The organism is Micromonospora parva (assembly GCF_040649675.1).
GTDB lineage: Bacteria > Actinomycetota > Actinomycetes > Mycobacteriales > Micromonosporaceae > Micromonospora > Micromonospora parva.
This window is the reverse complement of sequence record NZ_JBEZFX010000002.1, coordinates 59,819-83,818: the sequence shown is the minus strand read 5'-3', so window position 1 is coordinate 83,818 and position 24,000 is coordinate 59,819. Positions and strand designations below refer to the sequence as shown.

At 71.4% G+C, this 24,000-nt stretch carries 24 protein-coding genes; 11 read left to right on the top strand and 13 right to left on the bottom strand.

Features of this window, described 5'->3' with window-relative positions; genetic code table 11:
• Window positions 1–5 precede the first annotated feature (5 nt).
• From urtC to AB0C03_RS05605, 4 genes are all read right to left on the bottom strand, one after another.
• Window positions 6–1,193, bottom strand: coding sequence for an urea ABC transporter permease subunit UrtC (urtC, locus tag AB0C03_RS05620; protein WP_030335464.1), 1,188 nt, complete (start codon window positions 1,191–1,193; stop codon window positions 6–8).
• Window positions 1,190–2,077 (bottom strand): urea ABC transporter permease subunit UrtB, encoded by an 888-nt coding sequence (gene urtB, locus AB0C03_RS05615; protein WP_030335462.1) that lies wholly within the window; start codon window positions 2,075–2,077, stop codon window positions 1,190–1,192. The genes urtC and urtB overlap by 4 nt, the downstream gene beginning before the upstream one ends.
• Window positions 2,078–2,152: 75 nt before the next feature.
• Window positions 2,153–3,397 carry an urea ABC transporter substrate-binding protein gene (gene urtA, locus AB0C03_RS05610; protein WP_030335461.1) on the bottom strand — a complete coding sequence of 415 codons (1,245 nt, stop codon included), beginning with the start codon at window positions 3,395–3,397 and terminating at the stop codon, window positions 2,153–2,155.
• A gap of 420 nt (window positions 3,398–3,817) precedes the next feature.
• Entirely contained in the window at window positions 3,818–4,900 is a 1,083-nt protein-coding gene (locus tag AB0C03_RS05605) for a substrate-binding domain-containing protein (RefSeq protein ID WP_357634689.1), read from the bottom strand.
• Window positions 4,901–4,996: 96 nt separating this feature from the next.
• On the opposite strand from AB0C03_RS05605, the gene AB0C03_RS05600 reads away from it, so the two are divergent.
• Window positions 4,997–5,461, top strand: a complete 465-nt coding sequence (locus AB0C03_RS05600; RefSeq protein WP_030335457.1) for a MarR family winged helix-turn-helix transcriptional regulator — start codon at window positions 4,997–4,999, stop codon at window positions 5,459–5,461.
• A gap of 181 nt (window positions 5,462–5,642) precedes the next feature.
• Here the strand turns inward: AB0C03_RS05600 and AB0C03_RS05595 are convergent, their stop codons facing one another.
• Genes AB0C03_RS05595 through AB0C03_RS05570 form a run of 6 tightly spaced genes read right to left on the bottom strand, consistent with a single transcriptional unit; the run spans window position 5,643 to window position 10,199 of the window.
• Window positions 5,643–6,359, bottom strand: coding sequence for an urease accessory protein UreD (locus AB0C03_RS05595; RefSeq protein WP_036412142.1), 717 nt, complete (start codon window positions 6,357–6,359; stop codon window positions 5,643–5,645).
• A complete protein-coding gene (ureG, locus tag AB0C03_RS05590; RefSeq protein WP_357634684.1) occupies window positions 6,359–7,141 on the bottom strand; it encodes an urease accessory protein UreG in 783 nt (260 codons plus the stop codon). The genes AB0C03_RS05595 and ureG overlap by 1 nt, the downstream gene beginning before the upstream one ends.
• Window positions 7,131–7,865: an urease accessory protein UreF gene (locus AB0C03_RS05585; RefSeq protein WP_030335450.1), complete on the bottom strand. Its 735-nt coding sequence runs from the start codon at window positions 7,863–7,865 to the stop codon at window positions 7,131–7,133. Before AB0C03_RS05585 ends, ureG begins: the two co-directional genes overlap by 11 nt.
• Window positions 7,865–9,568 (bottom strand): urease subunit alpha, encoded by a 1,704-nt coding sequence (locus AB0C03_RS05580; RefSeq protein WP_030335448.1) that lies wholly within the window; start codon window positions 9,566–9,568, stop codon window positions 7,865–7,867. The genes AB0C03_RS05585 and AB0C03_RS05580 overlap by 1 nt, the downstream gene beginning before the upstream one ends.
• A complete protein-coding gene (locus tag AB0C03_RS05575; protein ID WP_030335446.1) occupies window positions 9,565–9,900 on the bottom strand; it encodes an urease subunit beta in 336 nt (111 codons plus the stop codon). The genes AB0C03_RS05580 and AB0C03_RS05575 overlap by 4 nt, the downstream gene beginning before the upstream one ends.
• On the bottom strand, window positions 9,897–10,199 hold the full coding sequence (locus AB0C03_RS05570) for an urease subunit gamma (protein ID WP_030335444.1): 303 nt from the start codon (window positions 10,197–10,199) through the stop codon (window positions 9,897–9,899). Before AB0C03_RS05570 ends, AB0C03_RS05575 begins: the two co-directional genes overlap by 4 nt.
• A gap of 305 nt (window positions 10,200–10,504) precedes the next feature.
• Between AB0C03_RS05570 and AB0C03_RS05565 the strand changes: the two genes are divergently transcribed.
• On the top strand, window positions 10,505–10,909 hold the full coding sequence (locus AB0C03_RS05565) for a hypothetical protein (protein WP_030335442.1): 405 nt from the start codon (window positions 10,505–10,507) through the stop codon (window positions 10,907–10,909).
• Window positions 10,910–10,935: 26 nt separating this feature from the next.
• Here the strand turns inward: AB0C03_RS05565 and AB0C03_RS05560 are convergent, their stop codons facing one another.
• The gene (locus AB0C03_RS05560; RefSeq protein ID WP_210866206.1) at window positions 10,936–12,111 is read right to left on the bottom strand and encodes an LLM class flavin-dependent oxidoreductase; all 1,176 of its coding nucleotides are present in this window, start codon (window positions 12,109–12,111) and stop codon (window positions 10,936–10,938) included.
• Between the two features lie 180 nt (window positions 12,112–12,291).
• Between AB0C03_RS05560 and AB0C03_RS05555 the strand changes: the two genes are divergently transcribed.
• From AB0C03_RS05555 to AB0C03_RS05530, 6 genes are read left to right on the top strand one after another with little or no spacing between them, the layout of a single operon-like run.
• The gene (locus tag AB0C03_RS05555; RefSeq protein WP_030335438.1) at window positions 12,292–13,269 is read left to right on the top strand and encodes an aliphatic sulfonate ABC transporter substrate-binding protein; all 978 of its coding nucleotides are present in this window, start codon (window positions 12,292–12,294) and stop codon (window positions 13,267–13,269) included.
• The gene (locus AB0C03_RS05550; protein WP_357634676.1) at window positions 13,266–14,099 is read left to right on the top strand and encodes an ABC transporter permease; all 834 of its coding nucleotides are present in this window, start codon (window positions 13,266–13,268) and stop codon (window positions 14,097–14,099) included. Before AB0C03_RS05555 ends, AB0C03_RS05550 begins: the two co-directional genes overlap by 4 nt.
• Window positions 14,072–14,803 carry an ABC transporter ATP-binding protein gene (locus AB0C03_RS05545; RefSeq protein ID WP_357634674.1) on the top strand — a complete coding sequence of 244 codons (732 nt, stop codon included), beginning with the start codon at window positions 14,072–14,074 and terminating at the stop codon, window positions 14,801–14,803. The genes AB0C03_RS05550 and AB0C03_RS05545 overlap by 28 nt, the downstream gene beginning before the upstream one ends.
• Before the next feature lie 14 nt (window positions 14,804–14,817).
• A complete protein-coding gene (locus tag AB0C03_RS05540; RefSeq protein ID WP_030335433.1) occupies window positions 14,818–16,224 on the top strand; it encodes a selenium-binding family protein in 1,407 nt (468 codons plus the stop codon).
• Complete coding sequence (locus AB0C03_RS05535; protein WP_357634670.1) at window positions 16,221–16,850, top strand: hypothetical protein; 630 nt, start codon at window positions 16,221–16,223, stop codon at window positions 16,848–16,850. The genes AB0C03_RS05540 and AB0C03_RS05535 overlap by 4 nt, the downstream gene beginning before the upstream one ends.
• Window positions 16,851–16,892: 42 nt before the next feature.
• Window positions 16,893–17,909: a methyltransferase gene (locus AB0C03_RS05530; protein WP_357634668.1), complete on the top strand. Its 1,017-nt coding sequence runs from the start codon at window positions 16,893–16,895 to the stop codon at window positions 17,907–17,909.
• An 89-nt stretch (window positions 17,910–17,998) separates the two neighbouring features.
• On the opposite strand, the gene AB0C03_RS05525 is transcribed toward AB0C03_RS05530, so the two are convergent.
• Window positions 17,999–18,850, bottom strand: a complete 852-nt coding sequence (locus tag AB0C03_RS05525) for an alpha/beta fold hydrolase (RefSeq protein WP_210858965.1) — start codon at window positions 18,848–18,850, stop codon at window positions 17,999–18,001.
• 139 nt (window positions 18,851–18,989) lie between these two features.
• Between AB0C03_RS05525 and AB0C03_RS05520 the strand changes: the two genes are divergently transcribed.
• From AB0C03_RS05520 to AB0C03_RS05510, 3 genes are all read left to right on the top strand, one after another.
• Window positions 18,990–19,856 carry a metallophosphoesterase family protein gene (locus AB0C03_RS05520; RefSeq protein ID WP_357634664.1) on the top strand — a complete coding sequence of 289 codons (867 nt, stop codon included), beginning with the start codon at window positions 18,990–18,992 and terminating at the stop codon, window positions 19,854–19,856.
• Window positions 19,857–19,938: 82 nt separating this feature from the next.
• The gene (locus tag AB0C03_RS05515) at window positions 19,939–20,778 is read left to right on the top strand and encodes a helix-turn-helix domain-containing protein (RefSeq protein ID WP_357634662.1); all 840 of its coding nucleotides are present in this window, start codon (window positions 19,939–19,941) and stop codon (window positions 20,776–20,778) included.
• Between the two features lie 66 nt (window positions 20,779–20,844).
• Window positions 20,845–21,426 carry a dihydrofolate reductase family protein gene (locus AB0C03_RS05510; RefSeq protein ID WP_210866202.1) on the top strand — a complete coding sequence of 194 codons (582 nt, stop codon included), beginning with the start codon at window positions 20,845–20,847 and terminating at the stop codon, window positions 21,424–21,426.
• Between the two features lie 83 nt (window positions 21,427–21,509).
• Here AB0C03_RS05510 and AB0C03_RS05505 read toward each other — a convergent pair whose 3' ends face one another.
• Window positions 21,510–23,894 (bottom strand): galactose-binding domain-containing protein, encoded by a 2,385-nt coding sequence (locus AB0C03_RS05505; protein WP_357634657.1) that lies wholly within the window; start codon window positions 23,892–23,894, stop codon window positions 21,510–21,512.
• Window positions 23,895–24,000 lie beyond the last annotated feature (106 nt).

Here is a 24,000-nt window from a genome sequence, read left to right as displayed (position 1 = left end):
TTCACTCATGCCGCAGGCACCTCCGTCCGTTCGGCGCGTCGTCGGGCCGCCGGCAACCACCCGCGCCGCACCGGCCGCGCGCCGACGTCACGGCGGCGAGCCAGCGCCCACAGCGACGCCAGGCCGCCGGGAAGGAACGCCACCACCACCACGAAGAGCAACCCCTGCAGGTACGTCCAGGTGCCCGGGAACCGCTCGGACAGGGCGGTCCGCGCCCAGGCCACCGCCACCGCGCCGAGCACCGGCCCGAGCAGTGTGGCCCGGCCACCCACAGCGACGCCGATGACGAACTCGATCGACGGGACGATGCCGATCAGCGCCGGCGAGATGATGCCCACCGCCGGCACGAACAGCGCACCGGCCAGCCCGGCCATGCCGGCCGCGACCACGTACGCCACCAGCTTGACCGACGCCGGGTCGTAGCCCAGGAAGCGGACCCGTTCCTCACCGTCGCGGACCGCCACCAGCAGCTCGCCGTAGCGGCTGTGGATGAGCTGCCGGGTCAGCGCGAGCAACGCCAGCAGCGTCCCGGCGATGATGAAGTACACCATCCGCTGGTTGACCGGGTCGTCCAGGTCGTAGCCGAAGAAGCCCTTGATGTCGGTGAGCCCGTTGGTGCCGCCGGTGGTGCCCTGCTGACCGATCAGCAGGATCACCATCGCGGCGGCGAGCGCCTGGCTGAGGATGGCGAAGTACGCGCCGCGCACCCGGCGGCGGAACACCAGTGAGCCGAGCCCGAAGGCGACAGCCATCGGCAGCAGCACCGTGGCGGGCAGCGCGAACCACGGGCTGGCGAACGGCCGCCACCACAGCGGCAGCTCGTCGAGCTGCCCGTACAGCTGCATGAAGTCGGGCATCCCACCCGGGCCCGCGTCGGCGAGCTTGAGGTGCATGGCCATCGCGTAGCCGCCCAGGCCGAAGAAGACGCCCTGACCCAGGGTGAGCATCCCACCCCGGCCCCACGCGATCCCGATGCCGACCGCGACCATGGCGACGCAGAGGTACTTGGCGAGCAGCGCCAGCCGGAAGTCCGACAGCACCAGCGGGGCGACGGCGAAGAGCAGCGCCGCGCCGAAGGCGAACCCGGCCGCCGTCCGCAGCCGCGAGCGCCGTCCCGGCGGGTTCGGTGGTGCGGCGCCGGCGGGGGCCGGTGCGACGGCGGTGCTGGGCGGCGCGGGGGTGACGGCGGTCATGCGAGGCTCCTGGTCCGCAACGTGAACAGGCCCTGTGGCCGCCACTGGAGGAACGCGACGATCGCCACGAACACGATCACCTTGGCGACGCTGAGGGTGGTCAGGTACTCCCCGGTGGCCTGGAGCACGCCGAGGGCGAAGGCGACCATCACACTGCCCTTGAGCTGGCCGATCCCGCCGACCACGACGACCAGGAAGGCGTCGATGATCAGGTTGGTGCCCATGGTCGGGCCGATCGGGCCGAGCAGGGTGAGCGCCACCCCGGCCACCCCGGCCAGGCCGGAGCCGAGGAAGAAGGTGGTCCGGTCGACCCGGGAGGTGGCGATGCCGGACACGGCGGCGAGGTCGCGGTTCTGCACCACCGCGCGGATCCGACGCCCGAGCGGGGTGAGTCGCAGCGCCAGTGTGAGCGCCGCGACGGCGGCCAGCGCCAGGGCCAGGATGAACAGCCGGTTGTTGGCGATGGTCAGCCCGCCGGGCAGCGCCACGTTGCCGGTGAGCAGTTCGGGCGCGCGGGTCTGCACGTTCGGGCTGCCGAAGACGTCGCGGGCCAGCTGCTGCAGCATCAGTGACACCCCCCAGGTGACCAGCAGGGTGTCCAGCGGTCGGGCGTAGAGCCGGCGGATGAGCAGCACCTCCAGCAGGACACCCATGGCGCCGGCGACCACGAACGCCACCGGCAGCGCGACCACCAGCGACAGGCCGGCGCCGGTGATGCTCTGCTGCAGGACGTAGGTGGTGTACGCGCCGGCCATGATGAACTCACCGTGCGCCATGTTGATCACGTTCATCTGGCCGAAGGTCAGCGCGAGGCCGAGCGCGATGAGCAGCAGCACCGCGCCGATGCTGATGCCGGTGAAGAGTTGACCGAAGAGGACTGTCACGGTGGGTACTCCGTACTGCTGGTCGGGTGACCCGGGCGGGGCGCGTCTCCGCGCGGCCCGCCCGGGCCGGCGTCGTCAGCTCAGGCCGCTCGCCCACGGGTAGGTCTTGAGGTACGGATCCGGCGCGACCGGCTTGCCGGAGTTCCACACCTCGGTGATCAGACCGTCCGCGCCGATCTTGCCGATCCGGGCGGTCTTGGCGATGTGCTGCGTCTTGCCGTCGACGGTGACCAGACCCTCCGGCGCGTCGAAGGTGATGCCGTCCGAGGCGGAGCGGACCTTCTCCACGTCGAAGGCGCCGGCCTTCTCGACCATCGCCTTCCACAGGTGGACCCCGACGTACGCGGCCTCCATCGGGTCACTGGTCGGTTTGTCCGCGCCGTACTTCGCCTTGTACGCGGCCACGAACTTCGAGTTCGCCGCGCCCGGGGTGGTCTGGTAGTAGTTCCAGGCCGTCAGTTGGCCCTCCAGATACTGGGTGCCGATGCTCTTGACCTCTTCCTCGGCGATCGACACCGACACCACCGGCATGGCGGCGGCGGTCAGCCCCGCGGACTTGTATTCCTTGAAGAAGGCCACATTGCTGTCACCGTTGAGCGTGTTGAACACCGCGTCCGCGCCGGACGATTTGACCTTGTTGACGATGGTGCCAAACTCGGTGGAGCCCAGCGGCGCGTAATCCTCGCCCAGCACGGCCATCCCGTTCGCGGTCGCGTACGCCTTGATGATTTTGTTCGCGGTACGGGGAAACACGTAGTCGCTGCCGACCAGATAGACCGACTTCGCGCCCTGCGCCTTGAGGTAGTCGAGCCCCGGAACGATCTGCTGATTGGTCGTCGCTCCGGTGTAGAAGATGTAGGGCGACTGCTCCAGACCCTCGTACTGCACGGGGTAGAACAGCAACGCCTTGTTCTTCTCGAACACCGGTTTGACGGCCTTGCGGCTGGCCGAGGTCCAACAGCCGAAGACGGCGGCCACCCGGTCCTCGGAGATGAGCTTCTCGGCCTTCTCGGCGAAGGTGGGCCAGTCGGAGGCGCCGTCCTCACCGACCGGCTGGATCTTCTTGCCGAGGACACCGCCGGCCGCGTTGATCTCCTCGACGGCGAGCATGATGGCGTCGCGAACGGTGACCTCGCTGATCGCCATGGTGCCGGAGAGCGAGTTGAGCAGGCCCACCTTGACGGTGTCGCCGGAGACGTCGGCGCTGACGCCGGTGGCGCCGCCCTCGTCGGTGGTCTTGCTGCCGCACGCGGTCATCGCGGCCGCGGCGACCACTGTCATGGCACCCGCCAGGATGCGGCGGCCCCGGAATAATGACATCTACTCTCCCTGCGGTGCACTCAGGTGACGTTAAGGACGGTCGGTGCGGTCCGATGGAGCTGACGTGGGCGATGCCGAGGTCGACGGGTGGACGCCGTGCGGGGCACCGGATCGGATATGGGCAGGGAAAGCGTCGACCGGCATGATTGCGCGGGTGTTTCCCGGTCCTTAATTGACTGTTTCCGAGGGGCCCGTCAGGCGCGCACGAAAAACGGCCGACACCGTGGGGAGGAAACGGTGTCGGCCGTTGGGAAAGACGCGAGATAAGTGCCACCACAATGGTGGGCGGAAGAATCAGCCGACGGTGGGCGCACAATGGTGACAGCTGACCGCCCGGCCAGATACTTCACGCAGGAAGCATCTTAGGACGGGATCGGGTGGCGCTGTCAAGGGCCTGGTCGGCCGATTCCCGACGCCCGTTCAGAGTTGGGCGAGCACTGTGAAGTCCAACCCGTCCGCCTCGGCCAGGTAGATGCGCTGACGCACATGCCGCTGACGCAGCCGCAGCCGTCCACGCGGCCCGTGGTAGGCGACCGTGTCGGCGGCCGTCTCGATGGCCCGCACGTCGAGGGTGCGGGCCTGAGCGATCAGCGCGGCGAGCAGCATGACACCCTCGTAACAGGACTCCCCCAGGCTGCCCAGCGGTGGCGCCTCCACCCCGAAACGCCTGGCGAACTCGCCGTGGAAGTCGAGGTTCTCCGGGGTCACCAGCCCGGCGAAGAAGCCGGCCGTGCTGTACAACCTCCGGGTCGCGCCGGCACCGCTGGCCAGCAGCATGTTCTCGTCCATCAGGGTGCTCAGCCGCAGGCAGCGCTGATCCAGGCCGGATCGGGCGAACGCGCGGTTGAACCGCACCGCGTCGGCACCGACCAGCAGCATCAACACCGCGTCCGCGTCGCTGTGCTCGATGCGGCGCAACACCTCGGTGAAGTCGTGCGCGTCCAACGGCAGGAAGTGCCGGCCCACCACCTGCCCGCCGCCGCGCAGCGCGTACCGCTGGGCCGCCCGCGAGGTACGACGCGGCCAGACGTAGTCGTTGCCCACCACGAACCAGCGACGCACCCCCTGCTCCCCGGCGAGCAGCCGCATCGCGGGCCACAGTTGGGCATCCGGTGTCTCGCTGGTCAGGAAGACCCCTTCGGTACGCTCACCGCCCTCGTAGAGTGCGGTGTAGACGTACGGCACCCGGTGCGCCACGCGGGGCGCCAACGCCTGGCGCACCGAGGAGATGTGCCACCCGGTCACCCCCTGCACGGCCCCCACCGACACCAACGCCTCGACCTCGGCAGCCACCTCGGCCGGCGGTGCGCCACCGTCGACCGGCACCAGCCGCACCTCCCGGCCCAGCACGCCACCACACCGGTTGATCTCCTCCACCGCGAGTTGCGCGCAGAGCTCGCAGGTGGGGCCGAACATGCCGGCCGGCCCGCGCATCGGGTAGACCAGCGCGATGCTGACCACGGCACGGTCGACGGTCAGCCACGGCGGTGCCGGCGCGGACATGAGCACATGATTGCCCGGCCCCCGACGGAAGACCAGCGCTCACCACTGGCCGGGACGACTCGCTACCATGACACTGCCACCGGACCAGGGAGTTTCATGTCAGACGTGCCCGGGGCGCCAGCCGACCTGCTGCGCTCGCTCACCCGCGCCGAACGGCTGCTCTCCCGCCGGTTGGGCGCTGTGCTGGCCGACGACGGGCTGAGCATCGAGGCCTGGCGGGTGCTCTGCCTGCTCTCCGACGGCCAGGGTCACCCGATGAGCGAGGTGTCCGCCGAGGCGTCGCTGCCGCCGGGCACCCTCACCAAGCTGGTCGACCAGCTCGTCGACCGCAATCTCGTCTTCCGCCGGATCGATCCGGTCGACCGCCGTCGGATCCGGGCGTACCTGAGCGATCGAGGCCGCCGCGAGCACGCCCGCCTGGACGAGCGGGTCCGCGCGAGCCTCGCCGAGTTGGGAGTGCCGCACGCCGCCGACCTGGCGAGCCAGCTCGACGACCTGATCGGCCGTCTTGCCCCGGCTCCGCAGCGGGAGCACGTTCACGCGTCCGGCCGCCACCGCTGACCTCTGGCCGGCGCACCGACCAACCCTGGGCGAGCCGCCCGTCTCGCCCTGCCCCCGACGCGAACGCCACCCCGCCGCGAGCGTGATGTCTGTGAGTCATCACGATGACTCACAGACATCACGCTCTCCGCAGTGTCCGCTTCCAGAACGGCCGGGGCGCCAGGCGGACCGACAGGGCTTCCTAGCCAGTGAGCTGGGCGCGCAGGGTGTGCGCATCGGGGGCGGTGGCGGTCCAGAGCGTCGCCGGTCCGCCGGCCAACGGCAGCCGGGCGACACCGCTCTCGACCGTCGGCGGGTCGACGGGTCGCGACGGGTCGACCACCAGCAGCGACCCGGTGGCCGGGGCGCCGCCGAGCACCGCCGGGCCGGCCCAGCCCGGCGCGTGCGGTCCCACCGCGAGGGACTGGCGCAGCAGTGGTCGACCCGCGTAGTCCACGTGGGTGTGCACCACGGCGCCGCCGGGCGTCTCGCCGTACCGGCCGCAGATCAGCTCGTCGCGCCAGCGCAGGCTCGCACCGGCTGCCAGCTCGACTCGGGACTCGGCGAGATGCGCGCAGCCGGCCGCCGCGACCAGCTGTTCCGGAAGCCAGTGCAGCGTGGCACCGGCGTGTACCACCGCCCGCACCGCCATCCGGGACACGGCACCCGAGCGGCCCGGCAGGGCGATGGACGCGGCGACGCTGTGCACCCGGACCGCCGCTCCCGGGCCCACCTCGATCTCCAGGCGCAGATCGTCGCCCGCGAGCGGTCCGGCCGCCCCGCCGACGAGGTGCACAGTGGCGACACCACCGTCGGTCGGGGTCTGGCGCAGCAGCAACGGCGTTTCGCCGCGCAGCTCGACCACTGCTGTGCCGCCCCGATCGTCGGCCCGGGCGACGAGCCGGGCGAGTGCTCGCATCAGGCCGGGCCGACCGGCGCGGTGAGCGGGTGCAGGTCGGCGTGGTGGGCCAGCTCGTGCCGGATCCACTCCGCGACCGCTGACGCCGTGGGATCTCCCACGATGGACAGGAAGAGGGTCGGGAGGTCGCCGCGCCGGGCTCGCGCGTCACGGTCCATGACCGCGAGGTCGGCACCCACCAGCGGTGCCAGGTCGGTCTTGTTGATCACGAGGAGGTCGGCGGCGGTGACCCCCGGCCCACCCTTGCGGGGCACCTTGTCCCCGCCCGCCACGTCGACCACGAAGATCTGCCGGTCGACGAGCCCTCGACTGAAGGTCGCGGTCAGGTTGTCCCCACCGCTCTCCACGAGGACCAGGTCCAACGGGCCGACCGTCTCGGCCAGTTCGTCGACGGCGTCCAGGTTGGCGCCGATGTCGTCGCGGATCGCCGTGTGCGGGCAGCAGCCGGTCTCCACCGCCCGGATCCGGGCGGGGTCCAGCACCCCGGCCCGCCGGAGGAAATCGGCGTCCTCGGTCGTGTAGATGTCGTTTGTCACCACGCCGAGCCGCAACTCGTCGGCGAAGGCCCGGCAGAGGGCGGCCACCAGGGCCGTCTTGCCGGAACCGACCGGGCCGCCGATGCCGACCCGCAGGGCACGGCCGGCGCGCGCCAACGGCGGGTGGGGGTCCACCCCCGGCTCCGGGTGGGTGTGCGGAACGGTCTCGTCGTGGGGTGGGGCGGCCGGCGGCGTGGTCGGGTCGACGGCGGGCACAGCGCTCGGCACAACGGTGTCAGGACGCAAAGAGACGCACCTCCCAGGTGGCATGGATTTCGGCATGGATATCGGCGAGTGGAGCGGCGGCGGCCGGCAGCCGCTCCGGTGGGCCGTCGGCGGCCCGTGCCGCGTCGGCAGCGGTGCCGTCGCAGGCGTCGGCCAGACCGACCAGCAGGGCCTGGACCCGGTACGGGTCGAGGCCGAGCAGACGTACGCCGGCACTGGCCGCCCCGGTGACCGTCCCGTACGCGGCGATCGTGGCGGTCTCGACGCGGGACAGCCCGGCCGCGGCGCAGAGCAGACCCAGCACCAGCGGTTGGTGTGCGCCACCGGGCGTCGCGGGCAGATCCGCGAACGGGGCGTCCGGCCAGATGGCCCGGCCGGCCCGCAGCAGAGCCCGGCCCTGTCGGCGCGAGACCGCCCGCAGCGCCGGTGCTGCGGTACGCGCGTCCAGCTCCGCGTCGAGCCGGGCCAGCGCCTGCGACCTGACGGCGGGTCCAGTCAGGACACCCGAGCGGGTTGGGTGCGCCGAGCCGACGGTCTCGGGCACCGCCGTCCGGTGCGCGGCGGCCGCGAACGCGGCGCCGACCAGACCGGCGGTGGCCAACCGACCGGCCAGGAACGCCTCCAACGTGACCAGGTCGGTGACCCGGCCGGCGGCGACGGCCGCCTCCAGACCACCGGAGTGCGCGTGCGCCCCCGCCGGGAACCGCCCGTCGGCCAACAGCAACAGCAGGCTCGGCGTCGCCATCAGAACAGGAAGTACCGCTGGGCCATCGGCAGCCGGGTCACCGGGTCCGGCTCCACCACCTGCCCGTCGATCCGCACGGTGAAGGTGTCCGGGTCCACCTCGATGCGCGGCATCGCGTTGTTCTCCGGCAGGTCGGCCTTGCCCCGCGACCGCACGTCGCTCACCGGCACCACCCGGCGGCGTACGTCCAGGCGGAGCCCGGCGTCCACTGCCGCCGGAGCCACGAAGGCCAGACTGGTGGCGGCCGCCGCCGCGCCGTACGCCCCGAACATCGGCCGGGGCAGCATCGGCTGGGGTGTCGGGATCGAGGCGTTCGCGTCACCCATCTGGGCGTACGCGATCATGCCGCCCTTGAGCACCAGGTGCGGTCGTACGCCGAAGAACGCCGGATCCCAGAGCACCAGGTCGGCGAGCTTGCCCGGCTCGACCGAGCCGATCTCCCGTTCCAGCCCGTTGGCCATCGCCGCGCAGATCGTGTACTTGGCCACGTACCGTCGGGCTCGGTGATTGTCGGCGGCCCCGTCACCCGGCAGCGCGCCGACCCGGTCCTTCATCACGTGGGCGCTCTGCCAGGTCCGGGTGATCACCTCGCCGACCCGGCCCATCGCCTGCGCGTCGGAACCGATGATCGAGATCGCGCCGAGGTCGTGCAGCAGGTCCTCGGCGGCCATCGTGGATGGTCGGATCCGGCTCTCGGCGAAGGCCAGGTCCTCCGGCACGGACGGGTTGAGATGGTGGCAGACCATCAACATGTCCAGGTGCTCGGCCAGGGTGTTCGCGGTGTACGGCCGGGTCGGGTTGGTCGACGACGGCAACACGTTCGGTTCGCTGGCCACGGTGATGATGTCCGGCGCGTGCCCGCCACCGGCGCCCTCGGTGTGGTACGAGTGGATCGCCCGTCCACCGATCGCCCGCAGGGTGTCGGCGACGAACCCGGCCTCGTTGAGCGTGTCGGTGTGGATCGACACCTGCACCCCGGACGCGTCCGCCACCCGCAGGCACGCGTCGATCGCCGCAGGTGTGGTGCCCCAGTCCTCGTGCAGCTTGAAACCACCCGCACCGGCCCGCAACTGTTCCCACAGCGCCTCGTCGGAGACGGTGTTGCCTTTGCCGAGCAGCAGCACGTTGACCGGCATCGTGTCCAGCGCCTCGTGCATCCGGGCCAGATGCCAGGCGTTCGGGGTGACAGTTGTCGCGCGGGTCCCCTCGGCCGGCCCGGTACCGCCGCCGACCAGCGTGGTGACGCCGCTGGCCAGCGCCTCGGTGACGATCTGCGGGCAGATGAAGTGCACGTGGGTGTCGACAGCGCCGGCGGTGAGGATCCGCCCGTTGCCCGCGATCACCTCGGTCGACGGGCCGATGACCAGGTCGGGGTGCACGCCGGGCATGGTGTCCGGGTTGCCGGCCCGACCGAGCGCCACGATGCGCCCGTCGCGCAGCCCCACGTCGGCCTTGACCACGCCCCAGTGGTCGAGCACCACAGCGCCGGTGATGACGGTGTCCAGGGCCCCCTCGGCCCGGGTGGCCCGGGACTGCCCCATCGACTCGCGGATCACCTTCCCGCCGCCGAACACCGCCTCGTCGCCGCCCACGCAGTGGTCGGTCTCCACCTCGATCAGCAGGTTCGTGTCGGCCAGCCGGATCCGGTCACCGGTCGTCGGCCCGTACAGGTCGATGTAACGCTCCCGCCGCACGGCGCTCACCGCGGCGACCCGTCGGCCGTCGGGGTGTCGAGCGGTCCGGCGCACTCGCCCCGCAGGCCGGGCACGACGCGCGCGCCTCCCAGCGGGACGAGGTCGACGCTGCGGCTGATGCCCGGTTCGAACCGGACCGAGGTGCCGGCCGGCACGGCGAGGCGCTGCCCCCACGCCGCGCCCCTGTCGAACGACAGCGCCGGGTTGGCCTCGGCGAAGTGGTAGTGCGAGCCGACCTGCACCGGGCGGTCGGCGGTGTTGACCACGAGCAGTGTGGTCACCGGGCGACCCACGTTGATCTCGACCGGGTCGGTCGCCGGCAGGATCTCCCCGGGGATCACGGGATCGGGTGGTGCACCGTCACCAACTTGGTGCCGTCCGGGAACGTCGCTTCCACCTGCACCTCCCTCAGCAACTCGGGGATGCCGTCCTGGACGTCGTCGCGGCCGAGCACCGCCCGGCCGGCCGACATCAGGTCGACCACCGACCGCCCGTCGCGGGCCCCTTCGAGGAGGAACGCGGTGATCACCGCGACGGCTTCGGGATAGTTGAGGCGCAGGCCGCGTTCGCGGCGGGCGCGGGCGACATCGGCTGCGACGTGGACGAGCAGGCGGTCCTGCTCGTGCGGGCTGAGGAACACGGGGCTCTCCCGGTGGGTCGGCGTGCCCCGGCTCGCCGTCGGCTCCACGCGGAGCCACCCCGGGCGGACCCGGGGACGAGCTGGGAGTCACACGACCGCCGGGGCACCGCCGCCGGGGCGACCCGGGACTCCACCATCCCGGCCCGCACGACGGGCAACCGGCGGTGTCGGGTCGGTTGCGGACCGCACCGCCCACCGCTGAGCCGACCGTAGAGGATCGCCACCGACCGAGGCAACAGCCCACCGGATCACACCGGACGCCGACGCGTATTCCCGTGAAGCGGTCGGCAGGGCATGATCGCCGGATGACGGCGACGAGGGGTACGCGGGCACTGCTCGGTGTTCTGTTCCTGGCGGCGGCCACGATCGGGGCGTGGGTCCTGTGGTTGGGCTGGGACACCCGGTACACGGTCGACGCGCAGACCGGCGCGAGCAGCGGCCCGTACGAGCCGTGGCAGGTGATCGGCTGTGTGTTGACGCTCGTCCTGCTGGCCGGGCTCGCCGGGACGCGGCTCAGCCCGTGGCTGGTGGCGCCGGTGATGACCGTGGCGTTCACAGCGGTCTGGTCGTGGCGGGCCGCCGGGACCGACGACAGCGGGCTGTGGGTGGTAGGCGGAATTCTGGTGCTGGTCGGGATGGCGGTCGGCAGCACGCTGGTGAGCCTCGCCGGGCGGCGGATCGGCCGACGGATGGCCCGCCGACCCGCCTAGCCGCGGCGGCGGTGCCGTCGGCCGGGTCAGCGAGCCCCGACGGGTTCCGGCGCGGGCGAGCCGGCGAACGGGATGTCGACGTGGCTCGCCGCGCTCCGCGCGCCGTCGGGGTGCCGCCACAGCCCGCGGTCGCGCAGGATCGGCAGCACCCCCTCGCCGAACCAGTACGCCTCCTCCAGGTGGGGATAGCCGGAGAGGATGAACTCGTCGATGCCGAGCGCGTGGTACTCGGCGATCCGATCAGCGACTTCGGCATGGCTGCCCACCAGCGCGGTACCGGCCCCGCCACGGACCAGCCCGACCCCCGCCCACAGATTGGGGGCGACCTCCAGCCCGTCGCGGGAGCCACCGTGCAGGTCGAGCATCCGGCGCTGCCCCTCGGACTCGCTGCGGCGCAGCCCGTCCTGGACCGCCCGGATGTCGGCCTCGGCGATGCCGTCGAGCAGGCGACGGGCCTGCGCCCACGCCTCGTCGGCGGTGTCGCGGGCGATGACGTGCAGCCGGATGCCGAAGCGCAGTTCCCGCCCGACGGCGGCGGCCAGCGACCGGACCCGGTGCAGCTTCTCGGCGACCTGGGCCGGCGGCTCGCCCCAGGTGAGGTAGACGTCGCTGTGCCGTACCGCCACCGGGAGGGCTGCGGCCGACGAGCCGCCGAAGTAGACCGGCGGGGCCGGGTCGGGCAACCGGTGCAGCCGCGCCTGCTCGACGCGCAGGTGGCTGCCCGCGTGGTCCACCGTCTCCCCCCGCCACAGCGCGCGGACGACGTGCAGGAACTCGTCGGCCCGCGCGTACCGGGCGTCCTTGTCCAGGAAGTCGCCGTAGGCCCGCTGCTCCGATGACTCGCCGCCGGTGACCACGTTGAGCAGCAGGCGGCCCCGGGACAGCCGCTGGAACGTGGAGGCCATCTGGGCGGCGAGGGTGGGTGAGGTCAGGCCGGGCCGGAAGGCCACCAGGAACCTGAGGCGTTCGGTGACCTCGGTGAGCATCGCCGTGGACAGCCAGGCGTCCTCGCACCACGCGCCGGTGGGGGTGAGCGCGCCGACGAAGCCGAGTTGCTCGGCGCTGCGGGCGATCTGTCCGAGGTACGCCACGCTGGCCGGGCGGGCGCCTCCGGCGGCACCGGTCGGTACGCCGTGCCCGCCGCCGACGATGTCGCGGCTGTCGCCGTTGGTGGGCAGGAACCAGTGGAAGGTGAGGGTCATCGCGGCTCTTTCCGTGAGCGGGGGCGGTCGGCGCACGCGGTGAAGCGGGCACCTCCTGAGGGGTGGGACGATCCCGCCGACAGCCTACCCATAAAACCTATCGGGTTAGTAGGCTACCGCCCACGATCACCCACGCCGGTCGATGCGGCCCGGCGCACCTGCCCGACCCAAGGAGCCGCCATGCGCACCCCCTCGACGCCTCATCCCCCGCGTCACCGCCTGCTGACAGCCGCGTTCACCGCGCTGGTCCTGCTCGCCACGGCCGCCGTGAGCGCCTGCGGCGGGTCGGCCGACGCCGGAGACGAGGCGGGCAAGCTGCGAATCGGCTACCAGCGCTTCGGAGGGCTGAGCCTGGTCAAGGCGCGCGGCGAGACCCCGGGCGTCGAGTGGTCGCTGTTCGAGAGCGGGCCGGCCCTCACCGAGGCGCTCAAGGCCGGGTCGATCGACATCGGACAGGTCGGCGAGGCCCCACCCGTCTTCGCCGCCGCCGGCAAGATCCCGTTCTCCATCATCGGCACCTCGGCTCCGATCCCGCAGGGCGAGGCGGTGCTGGTCAAGGCCGACAGCGGCTACCGCAGCTTCGCCGACCTCAAGGGCCGGACGATCGCCCTCAACAAGGGCTCCAACGTGCACTGGCTGCTGGTCCGGCTGCTGGAGGCCAACAAGATGACGTTGAAGGACATCAAGGTCAAGTACCTCAAGCCGGCCGAGGGACGACCCGCGTTCGACAGCGGACAGGTCGACGCCTGGGTCATCTGGGACCCGTACTTCGCGCTGGCCGAGCAGCCGGGCGTCCGGGTGCTCGCCGACGCGACAGGCCTGGCCAGCAACCGCGAGTACGTGCTGGCCGCGCCCCAGGCGCTCGACAAGCGCTCGGACGACATCCGGGCGTTCCTGCAGCGCTACCGCGAGGTTACCGACTGGGGCATCGCGAACCCGCAGGAGCGGGCCCGCACGCTGGCGCCGGAGCTGAAGATCCCGGAGGACGTCACCAGCCGCGCTCTCGACCGCAGCGCCAAGCCGCTCGCCCCGGTCACCCCGGCCATCGGCGACGAACTGCAGGCGATCACCGACAGCTTCATCGCGCTGGACCTCATTCCGGGGCCCGTCGACATCAGGAGCCGGGTGGACGACCGCTTCAGCGCGGTGTTCCAGTGAGCCGTACACAGCTGTTGGAAACGCCGACCGAAGCCGTGGCCGTCGCGCCGGCCGACCCCCGGCGCCCCCGCTCGACGCGGCGGTGGCGGCGGCTGGTCAGCCCGGTCGTGCTGGTGCTGGGCTGGGAACTGGCCGCCCGGACCGGGGTGCTCGCACCGGAGAAGCTGCCCGCGCCCAGCGCCGTCCTCGCCACCGGCTGGCGACTGAGCCGGGACGGGACGCTCGCCGTCCACCTCGTGGACTCCCTCACCCGGGCCGCAGCGGGGCTGTTCATCGGCGGCGTTCTGGCGCTGGCCCTGGGCACCGTGGCGGGGCTGCTGCGACTCGGTGACGACCTGGTCGATCCGCCGGTGCAGATGGCCCGGATGTTGCCACACCTCGGGCTGGTGCCGTTGTTGATCATCTGGGTCGGCATCGGCGAGTCGCTGAAGATCAGCCTGGTGGCGCTGGGCGCGTTCTTCCCCATCTACTTCAACACCTACGCCGGCATCCGGGACATCGACGAACGGCTGGTGGAGGTCGCCCGCACCTGTGGTCTGGGCCAGGCCGCCCGGCTGCGCCACGTGGTGCTGCCCGGTGCGCTGCCGTCGCTCTTCCTCGGCCTGCGGCTGGCGATCGGGGCGGCCTGGCTCAGCCTGGTCGTCGGCGAGCAGGTCAACGCCCAGACCGGGATCGGCTTTCTGATGATGGAGGCGCGGGAGTTCAGCCAGACCGACGTGGTGGTGCTCGGCCTGCTCGTCTACGCCCTGCTCGGGCTGATATCCGACAGTGCGTTGCGGGTCCTGGAGAGGAGGATGTTGACATGGCGTCGCGGACTGCGGGCCACCTGAACGGCGCCGAGCCGGTGCTGACCGCCCACGCGGTGCGCCGGGCGTTCGGCCCGACCGTCGTGCTGACCGGGGTCGACCTGAGCATCGCCCGCAGTGAGGTGGTGGCCCTGCTCGGCGGCAGCGGTTCCGGCAAGAGCACACTCCTGCGGATTCTCGCCGGGTTGGACGGCGACGCCAGCGGGACGATCGTCGTGCACGGCACCGCCGCCGTGGTCTTTCAGGAACACCGGTTGCTGCCGTGGAAACGGGTGGCGGACAACGTGCGGCTCGGGCTGTCCGGTGTGGACGCTCCAGGGCGTGTCCGGCGGGCGCTGGCCGAGGTCGGTCTCGCCGAGCGGCACCGCGCCTGGCCGGCCGAGTTGTCCGGCGGGCAGGCGCAGCGGGTGGCCGTGGCGCGGGCCCTGGTCCGCGAACCGGACCTGCTGCTGCTCGACGAGCCGTTCGGCGCGCTGGACGCGCTGACCCGGCTGCGGATGCAGATCCTGCTGCGCCGGCTGCGCGCCGAGCACGGTTTCGCCGCCCTGCTGGTCACTCACGACGTGGAGGAGGCGTTGCTGCTCGCCGACCGGATCCTGCTCCTCGACGAGGGTCGCATCGCCGCGGACCTGCCCGTCGACCTCGGTCCCACCCGTACGCCGGACGACCCGGCCTTCGGCGCGCTGCGCCGCCACCTGCTCGACCGACTTGGCGTCCCCACCACCTGACGAGCGGAGCTGTGATGACCCGCTGGACTCCCGATCCCACGTTCTACCCCTCGCCGCGCGAGGCGGTGACCGCACCGACGGAGAAACTCGCCTACGTGGCGGCCTTCGACCGGGCGGCCAGCCGTCCGGACGCCATAGTGGTGCTGGACACCGACCCCGACTCCCCCGAATACGGCCGGGTCGTTGGCTGGACCGACCTGCCGTACGTCGGTGACGAGCTGCACCACTTCGGCTGGAACGCGTGCAGCAGCGCGCTCTGCCCGACCGCCCCGCACCCGCACGTCGAGCGGCGCTACCTGATCGTGCCCGGCCTGCGGTCGTCGCGCATCCACGTGCTCGACACCCAGCCTGATCCACGCCAGCCGCAGATCGTCAAGGTGATCGGGGCCGAGGAGTTGGCGAAGCGGGCCGGCTACTCCCGGCCGCACACAGTGCACTGTGGGCCGGACGGCATCTACCTCTCGGCTCTCGGTGGCGCGGACGGCGAGGAGGGTCCCGGTGGCATCGCCATCCTGGATCACACCACGTTCGAGGTACGCGGGGCGTGGGAGGCCGACCGGGGTCCGCAGTTCCTGGCGTACGACGTGTGGTGGCACCTGACCCAGGACGTGCTGGTCACCAGCGAGTGGGGCACTCCGTCGATGATCGAGGACGGCATCATCGGTGAGTTGCTGCTGGGCCGACGCTACGGGCACGCCATCCACTTCTGGGATCTGGCGAAACGCCGGCACGTGCAGCGGGTCGACCTGGGCGATGCGTATCAGATGCCGCTGGAGCTGCGGCCGGCGCACGACCCGACGAAGTCGTACGGGTTCGTCGGTGTGGTGATCAGCGTCGAGGACCTGTCCGCCTCGATCTGGTTGTGGCACCGCGACGGGGACGGCTGGGCGGTCACCAGGGTGATCGACATCCCGGCCGAGCCGGCCGACCCGGCGGACCTGCCCGACCTGCTCAAACCCTTCGGGGCGGTGCCGCCGCTGGTGACCGACATCGACCTGTCGGTGGACGACCGGTTCCTCTACGTCTCCTGCTGGGGCACCGGCGAGCTGCGCCAGTACGACGTCAGCGACCCGCTGCACCCGGTGCAGACGGGCTCGGTGCACCTCGGCGGGATCGTCCGCCGCAGCGCGCACCCGTCCGCGCCGGACGAGCCGTTGGCCGGTGGCCCGCAGATGGTCGAGGTCAGCCGGGACGGTCGGCGGGTGTACGTCAGCAACTCGCTCTACGGCGCGTGGGACGACCAGTTCTACCCCGACGGGGTGGGCGCCTGGTTGGCCAAGCTCGACGTCGACGTGGACACCGGTGGGCTCACCCCTGATGAGCGGTTCTTCCCGCACGGGGACGAGTTCCGGGGCCTGCGGGTGCACCAGACCCGGTTGCAGGGCGGGGACGCCTCCTCCGACTCGTACTGCTTTCCGTGACCCTCACCGCCCTGGCGACGCTCGCCGCGCTCGGCGCGTTCCATGGTCTGAACCCGGCGATGGGGTGGCTGTTCGCGGTGGCCCGGGGCCTTCAGGAGCGCAGCCGGATGGCGTTGCTGCGGGCCCTGCCGCCGATCGCGGCGGGGCATCTCGCCTCGGTGGCGATCGTCGCCGCGCTGGTCGCCGCGACCCGGTCGGTGACGGCGAGCAGCGCCCTCGCGGTGCTCGGCGGCGTGCTGCTGGTCGCGTTCGGGCTGTGGCGACTGCTCTCCGAGCGGCACTTCCGCTGGGCGGGGATGCGGTTGTCGGCGGGGCAGCTCGCAGGTTGGTCGTTCCTGATGTCGTCGGCGCACGGCGCGGGCCTGATGCTGGTGCCGGTGCTGGTGGCCGAGCCGGTGCCCGGGGGTCACTCCGGGCACCTGGTCGCCGCGCCGGTCGGTGCGCTGTCCGGCCTCGCGGCGGCCGGGGTGCACACCGTGGCGATGCTCGGCGTCGCCCTGGCCGTGGCGGTGCTGGTCTACCAGGTGTTCGGGGTGGGTGTGCTGCGTCGGGCCTGGTTCAACGTGGACCGGCTCTGGGCCGGGGTGCTGGTGGCCGCGGGGTTGGTGACGTTGCTACGGGCGTGACCGTCCATCGTGGAAAGCGCCGATCTGTGATCTCATGTCGGCATGATCACTCCCACTCCCCTCATGCGTCTGGTGGCCGGTGTGTGGGGGTTCAAGACCCTCGCGGCCGGCGTCGAGCTCGGCCTGTTCACCAGGTTGGCCGGTGGGCGGACGATGACCGTCGAGGAGGCCGCCGCCGAGTTCGGGTTACCCGACCGGCCGGCGGACCTGTTACTGGCCGCCAGTGCCTCACTCGGGCTGTTGGAGAAGGCCGGCGACGCGTACCGCAACTCCGAGTTGGCCGAGCAGTTCCTGGTCGAGGGTCGCCCGTACTACTTCGGCGCGCAGATCCGCTACTCCGACCTGCGCACCTACCTGCCGTGGCACCGCATCGGCGAGGCACTGCGCACGGATCGCCCGTTGACCTGGGACCCGGAGGCCCAACAGTCGATGTTCGACACCGCCGACCCGGAGATGCTGGCGCAGTTCTGGGACGCGATGTTCTCCACGTCCAGCTTCACCGCCAGCGCGTTGGCCGACGCGTACGACTTCTCGGCGCACCGCCGGCTGCTCGACGTCGGCGGCGGGGCCGGCGCGTTCCCGATCGAGTTCTGCCGCCGCCTGCCCGAGCTGCGGGCGACAGTCCTGGATCTGCCGCACGTCTGCGTGCGGGCCCGGGAGCGGATCGCGGAGGCCGGCCTGACCGGGCGGATCGACGCGGTGGCGGGTGACTTCCTCGCCGACCCGGCGCTGCCGACGGGCCACGACGTCATCCTGCTCAGCATGATCCTGCACGACTGGGACGAGCCGACGAACCGGGCGTTGCTGGCCCGGTGCCACGCGGCGTTGCCGTCCGGCGGGGCGATCGTCGTCTGCGAACTGCTGCTCAACGACGAACGCACCGGGCCTCCCGAGGCGGCGCTGATGGGGATGAACATGCTTGTCGAGACCGAGGGTGGGCGCAACTATTCGGGCGCCGAGTACGCGGCCTGGCTCACCGACGCCGGTTTCGTCGACGTGCGGACGGTGCCGTTCGATGCCCCCGGGGCCAACGGCGCGGTGGTGGCCCGCCGGGCCTGACCGACGACGACACCCGGCCCCGGTGCGAACCGTGGGCCGGGTGTCGCGGCGCCTCACAGCGCTGGCGTCCGATCGGCTACCGGTACGGGTCAGGCGCGCGCCTTGGCCGGCTGCTTCATGAAGTCCAGGACCGCCTTGTTGATCTCGTCGGCGTGGGTCCACGGGATGCCGTGCGGCGCGCCCTTGAGCGTGATGAGCTGGCCGGTCGGCATCATCGGCCCGAGCCGCTGGCCGGTCACCGGGTAGGGCAGCACCCGGTCCTGGTCACCCTGAATGATCAACACCGGAATGTTGATCTTCGGCAGGTCGGGGCGGAAATCTTCCTGCCAGGCGTCCACACTGTCGTGGGTGGCCTTGCCGGAGGCCATCGCGCCGATCTGCCAGTGCGCCCGGTACGCCTCCTCGCTGACCCGCTTGCCCATGTTCTGGTCCGGGTTGAAGAACGCGTCGCAGAAGGACGTCAGATAGGCGAAGCGGTCCTTGATGATGGCGTCCTGGAAGCCCTTGAAGAGCTTGCGGTCGACGCCCTCGGGGTTGTCGTCGGCCTTAGCCAACATCGGTTGCAGCGGGCTGAGCAGCACGGCCCGGCTGACCCGCTGGGAGCCGTAGTTGGCCAGGTAGCGGACGACCTCGCCGGTGCCCATCGAGTGACCGATCAAGGTCACCTCGTTCAGGTCCAACTCGGTCATCAGCACGTCCAGGTCGGCGGCGAACGTGTTGTAGTCGTACCCGAAGGCCGGCTGCGCCGAGTTGCCGTTACCGCGCCGATCGTAGGTGATCGTCCGGTATCCGGCGTTCTGCAGCACGCTGGTTTCCTTCTCCCACGTTGCCCCGTTGAACGGGAAGCCGTGGATGAGCACCACCGGCTTACCGGAACCGTGGTCCTCGTAGTACAGGTCGATGGGTGCGGAGTTTTCCGTCCCCACGGTAATGAAAGGCATGTTTTTCTCCTGCTCCGGTGTGGGCTGTCGGACGCCCCGCGCTTTCCCGTCGGGTCGGCGGATATGCGGGCCTCCGGACACGCCCAGCAGCCCCGAACAGGGGTGTTCTGATCGGGTAGCGACGGCCTAGCCTCGGGTGGTGAGCCTTCCGCCCCGGCTGCGGGCTGTCAGCGACCTGCACGTCGGGCACCCACTGAACCGGGCGTTCGTGCAGGAGCTACGCCCCGACAACGACGGCGACTGGCTGCTGGTCGCCGGTGACGTCGCCGACCGGTTCGCCGACATCGAGTGGGCGCTCGCTCTGCTGAGCAGCCGGTTCGCTCGCGTCGTCTGGGCACCGGGCAACCACGAGTTGTGGACGCCGCCGGGTGACCCGGTCACCCTGCGCGGCGAGGAGCGCTACCGCGAGCTGGTCCGGATGTGCCGGCGGCTGGGCGTGCTCACCCCGGAGGACCCGTACCCGGTGTGGGACGGCGACGGCGGCCCGGCCACCATCGCGCCGCTGTTCGTGCTCTACGACTACACGTTCCGGGTGCCGCAGGCCCGCACCCAGCAGGAGTCGCTGGCCCTGGCGTACGCGGCCGGGGTGGTCTGCACCGACGAGATGCTGCTGCACCCCGACCCGCACCCCAGCCGGGAGGCGTGGTGCGCGGCCCGGATCGCCGAGACCGAGCGCCGGCTGACCGAACGCGACCCGGCGTTGCCGACAGTGCTGGTCAACCACTACCCGCTGGTGCGCGAACCCACCGACGTCCTGCGGTACCCGCTGTTCGCCCAGTGGTGCGGCACCGTCCGCACCAGCGACTGGCACCTGCGCTTCGACGCTGCCACCGTCGTGTACGGACACCTGCACATCCCCCGCACCACCTTCCACGACGGGGTGCGCTTCGAGGAGGTCTCGCTCGGCTATCCGCGCGAGTGGCAACGCCGGGGGCCGGTGCCCGACCCGGTGCGCACCATCCACCCGGCCGACGACCTGCGCCGGCGCTCATCCGTCAGCGGGTGATCCGTCCGGAATCGGCCGCCTCCGACGCCCCCTGTCGGCGAGGCGTCGGCGATGCCGGCGGGCGGTCGGCGATGCTGTGGGCGTGGAGTACGTGTCCAGAGTGCCGCGACCACCGCTCGACGGGCTGATCGACGACCTCTACTACCTGGAGGGCTCGTCGCCGTACGCCCGGCTGACGTTGCCGCCGATGCCGGCGGCGTTGCTCATCGTCAACCTCGGGGCGCCGATGCGCATCCGCGCCGGCACCGACATCGAGACGGCCGCGTACGCCGACGGCTGCGTGCTCACCACCCCAACCCGCGCTGTGGAGTTCGGCTACCCACGTCAGACCCGGTCCGTCGGTGTGCACTTCAAGCCGTGGGGGCTGGCGCCGTTCCTGCCGATGCCCGCGGCCGAGCTGCGCGACCGGCCGGTGACGGTGGAGCAGGTGTGGGGCCGGCCCGCCATCGCCGAGCTGCGGGATCGGCTGGCCACGGCGCACGGACCGCACGAGATGCTGACGCTGCTCGAGGAGGAGCTGATGCGACGACTGCGCGGGACCGCCGGTCTGGGGCTGGTCCGCCACACGAGCGGCGTGATCGCGGCGACCAACGGTGCGGTGGCGATCGGCGACCTGAGCGTGGCAGCCGGTGTCAGCGGCACGCATCTGGCACAGCGGTTCAAGGAGCTCGTCGGCGTCACACCGAAGCGGCTGGCCCGCAGCTACCGCTTCGCCGCGACCGTGCTCACGATCGACCCCGCCGGGCCGATCGACTGGGGCGGCCTCGCCGGTGCCGCGGGCTACTTCGACCAGGCCCACTTCGGGCACGAGTTCCGGGCGTTCACCGGGCTCACGCCGACCCGGTACATCGAGGTCCGGCGGCGGTTCCTGCGCGAACATCCCGGCCACGTGCTGGACGGCTGGCCGTTGCCGGCCGATTGATTTTGTACAAGAGCGACAGCTCACGGCACGCTAACTTGGGGGCACCCCCAAGCAGAGGAGCGCCCCGTGGGCAAGGTGGTCATGTACAGCTCGGTGTCGGTGGACGGGTTCATCGCGGACGAGTTTGACCAGCCCGGGCCACTGTTCGACTGGTTGACCAGCGGTGACGTCGCGTTGGACGACAGCGGTGCGCTGAAGGTGTCGCAGACGTCCTACGACTACACCCGGCCGTACTGGGACCAGATCGGGACGACGATCGTCGGCCGCCACGTCTTCGACATGACCGGCGGTTGGGACGGCAAGCCTCCGGGCGGGATCGACAATGTCGTCGTCGTGACCCACCGGCCCCCGCCCGAGGGCTGGGACCCTGAAGCGCCGTTTCACTTCGTCGACGGCGTCGAGGCTGCCGTGACCAGGGCGCAGGAGCTTGCGGGTGACCGCATTGTCGAGGTCGCCGCCGGTGACGTCGGCGGCCAGGTACTCGCCGCGGGCCTGATCGACGAGGTGCGGATGGACGTCGTACCCGTCGTGTTCGGCTGCGGCAAGCGTTACTTCGGGTCGGTCCACGCGCAGCACCTGTTGGCGGATCCTGAGGTGGTGGTTCAGGGCAACCGGGTGCTTCACGTGCGCTACCGGGTGCGCCGTTGACCGACCTGGGGCGGGATGCGGCCTGTGCCCACTCGACGCGGTGGGGACGGCCGCCGCTGCCCGGCGGCCGTCCCCCCGCCCGGTCAGCTGGCGTAGACCTCCAGTGTCGACAGCTGCCCGGCCGGCCAGCCGGTGTTGCCGGTGACGGTGATCCGCACGTAGCGGGTCTGGGCGGCGGTGAACGTGAGCGTCACCTGGTTACCGCTGGCCGGGTCGAAGGTGCGCCCCGCCGAGCCGACCAGCGTGCCGAAGCTGCCCCCGTCGACGCTGCCCTGCACGGAGAGGGTCTGCGTCCGAGCGCCCCAGGCCGATGACGGCGGCAGCTTCAGCACCACCCGCCCGACCGTGCGCGTCGCACCCAGGTCGACCTGCACCCACTGCGGGAACGCGTTGTTGGCGCTCTCCCAGTAGCTGTTCGCGTCGCCGTCGACCACGTTGCCCGAGCCGTAGCTCTGGACGTGGCTGCTCTCGCTGGTGGACCGCCCTCGGGCCAGGTCGGCGTTGGTCGGGGCGTCGGTGGTCACCGTGGCCGCGTTCGAGGCCGCCGAGGTGTTGCCGGCGGCGTCGCGGGCGACGACGGTGAAGGTGTACGAGGTGGACGCGGCCAGTCCGCTCACGGTCGCCGTGGTGCCCGTGACCGTGCTGACCACCGTGCCGCCCTGGCGTACCTGGTAGCCGGTCACGCCGTTGTCGTCGGTCGACGCCGTCCAGGCCAGGGACACGCTGCTCGCCGTCCGGTCGGTCACCGTGAGGCCACTCGGGGCGGTCGGCGGGTTGTCCGTGGTGCTGCCGGCGTACACCTCGACCTTGGCGAGCTGGCCCGCCGGCCAGCCGGTGTTGCCGGCGATGCTCAGCCGGACGTGGCGGGCCGTGGTGGTCGTCAGCGTGCGCGTCACGGTGTTGCCGGTGGCCGGGTCGAAGGTGAACGCAGAGGCCGCGGCGATGGTCGAGAAGGAGCTGCCGTCGACGCTGCCCTGCACGGTGATGGTCTGGGTACGCGCGCCCCAGCCGGCGGGCAGCCGCACGACGAGCTTGTTGACCTGGTGGTTGGCGCCGAGGTCGACCTGCCACCACTGCGGGAACGCGCCGTTGGCGCTCTCCCAGTAGCTGCCGACGTTGGAGTCCACCGCGTTGCCCGAGGGGAATCCGCTGCCCTGGCTGCTGGCCGCTGTGGAGCGGCCGGCCGCGAGGTCACCGCCGGTCGGGGGTGGTGTGCCGAGGATCGGCGGGGTGGGGCGGACGGCGGTGAGGCCGAGTTGCCCCTTGAGCATCCGGCCGCCGTCGGCGGTGATCCGCAGGTAGTAGTCGGCGGAGCAGGCTACGCCGTCCTCGTCCAGGGCCCGGATGTTCGCGCCGGCCGGGGTGGTGGCCTGGGTCTCGGACGTCTTGGCGATCTGGTTGCCCTCGTTGTACTCGTCGAACATGGACACGTACAGGCCCTGGGAGCCGAGCCGGACCATGTTGTAGATGTGCCGCCAGTAGAAGTCGCCGTGTTTGCGGTGCCCCCCGGCCAGGTCGCCGGGCATCACGCAGGGCAGGTAGTCGATGCCGCGAGCCGCGCAGTCGGCCATGTCGCCGACGTTGACGTTGTTGTAGTACGAGTCCAGCTCCTCCACGGTCCTGGCCCGGTAGACCATCCACGGCGAGATCGCGTGGAAGGCGTGGTAGACGTCGAGGAAGCCGGGGCGGGAGTCCTCGATGCCCTGCCGCCACCAGGTGGGCACGCCGCCGATGACGTAGCAGCCCTGCGCCTTGAACCAGTTGATCACCTCCAGGCAGGGCCCGGGGGTGAAGGGGCGGCTGGGCTCGCTGAACCCGAAACCCCAGATGCAGACGACCGGCTTGCCGTTCTGCCGGGCGTACGCGGACGACGCGGTGTGCGCCGCCATCTTCGTCGTCCAGTCGGTCTTGATCTCCGACTGGAAACTCAACCAGTCGGTGACGTCGTACATGATGTAGAACTTGCGGTTGTACCGCTCGGCCGCGGAGCGCACCTTCTGCGCCATCGCGTCGCGGGTCGGGCCCTCGTCGCCCATCGGGTTGAACCGTTGCAGGGCGGCGGTGTCGCAGCCATACTCCTGCATCCAGCGGAAGTGGGTGTCCACCGTCTGCTGGTCGTACGAGGAGAAGAGGGTGGCCGGCTGGCCGTTGCCCAGGTTGGGGTACGCGGTGGGGTAACTGCGGGTGTACTCCCGCATGTCCGGCCAGGACACGATGGTGGTGTTGGCGGGCGAGGGCGGCTGGAACCGGTCGCGGCTCCAGTGCCACCACCCGCCGATCGGCGCGCCGTCGCCGGGGGCGCTGAACCAGCCCTGGTAGCCGACCGTCACCTTGCCGACCACGTCCCCGGGTGGACTGGCGGCGTGCGCGGGGCCGGCCACCGTGTTGAGCAGCTCGGTGGTGGAGGCGGTGGCGAGGGCGGACCCGGCCAGTACCGATGTGACGAACCTGCGGCGGGACACCGCCATGACGACCACTCCTTCTTCGACGGAAGGCATTGACGGTCATCGTGGCAGCAGTGGATGCCGCACCGCAAGAGTGAGACTGTTCGATGAAATTCCCGATCAGATGATG

What these genes read in the sequence shown, in the direction of transcription:
- AB0C03_RS05530 (WP_357634668.1), top strand. Translation starts at nt 16,893, where the DNA reads ATGATCACTCCCACTCCCCTCATGCGTCTGGTGGCCGGTGTGTGGGGG.
- AB0C03_RS05525 (WP_210858965.1), bottom strand. Translation starts at nt 18,850, where the DNA reads ATGCCTTTCATTACCGTGGGGACGGAAAACTCCGCACCCATCGACCTG.
- AB0C03_RS05595 (WP_036412142.1), bottom strand. Translation starts at nt 6,359, where the DNA reads ATGCGAGCACTCGCCCGGCTCGTCGCCCGGGCCGACGATCGGGGCGGC.
- AB0C03_RS05585 (WP_030335450.1), bottom strand. Translation starts at nt 7,865, where the DNA reads ATGGCGACGCCGAGCCTGCTGTTGCTGTTGGCCGACGGGCGGTTCCCG.
- urtA (WP_030335461.1), bottom strand. Translation starts at nt 3,397, where the DNA reads ATGTCATTATTCCGGGGCCGCCGCATCCTGGCGGGTGCCATGACAGTG.
- AB0C03_RS05555 (WP_030335438.1), top strand. Translation starts at nt 12,292, where the DNA reads ATGCGCACCCCCTCGACGCCTCATCCCCCGCGTCACCGCCTGCTGACA.
- AB0C03_RS05560 (WP_210866206.1), bottom strand. Translation starts at nt 12,111, where the DNA reads ATGACCCTCACCTTCCACTGGTTCCTGCCCACCAACGGCGACAGCCGC.
- urtC (WP_030335464.1), bottom strand. Translation starts at nt 1,193, where the DNA reads ATGACCGCCGTCACCCCCGCGCCGCCCAGCACCGCCGTCGCACCGGCC.
- AB0C03_RS05605 (WP_357634689.1), bottom strand. Translation starts at nt 4,900, where the DNA reads ATGTCCGCGCCGGCACCGCCGTGGCTGACCGTCGACCGTGCCGTGGTC.
- AB0C03_RS05540 (WP_030335433.1), top strand. Translation starts at nt 14,818, where the DNA reads ATGACCCGCTGGACTCCCGATCCCACGTTCTACCCCTCGCCGCGCGAG.
- AB0C03_RS05545 (WP_357634674.1), top strand. Translation starts at nt 14,072, where the DNA reads ATGGCGTCGCGGACTGCGGGCCACCTGAACGGCGCCGAGCCGGTGCTG.
- AB0C03_RS05505 (WP_357634657.1), bottom strand. Translation starts at nt 23,894, where the DNA reads ATGGCGGTGTCCCGCCGCAGGTTCGTCACATCGGTACTGGCCGGGTCC.
- AB0C03_RS05600 (WP_030335457.1), top strand. Translation starts at nt 4,997, where the DNA reads ATGTCAGACGTGCCCGGGGCGCCAGCCGACCTGCTGCGCTCGCTCACC.
- AB0C03_RS05565 (WP_030335442.1), top strand. Translation starts at nt 10,505, where the DNA reads ATGACGGCGACGAGGGGTACGCGGGCACTGCTCGGTGTTCTGTTCCTG.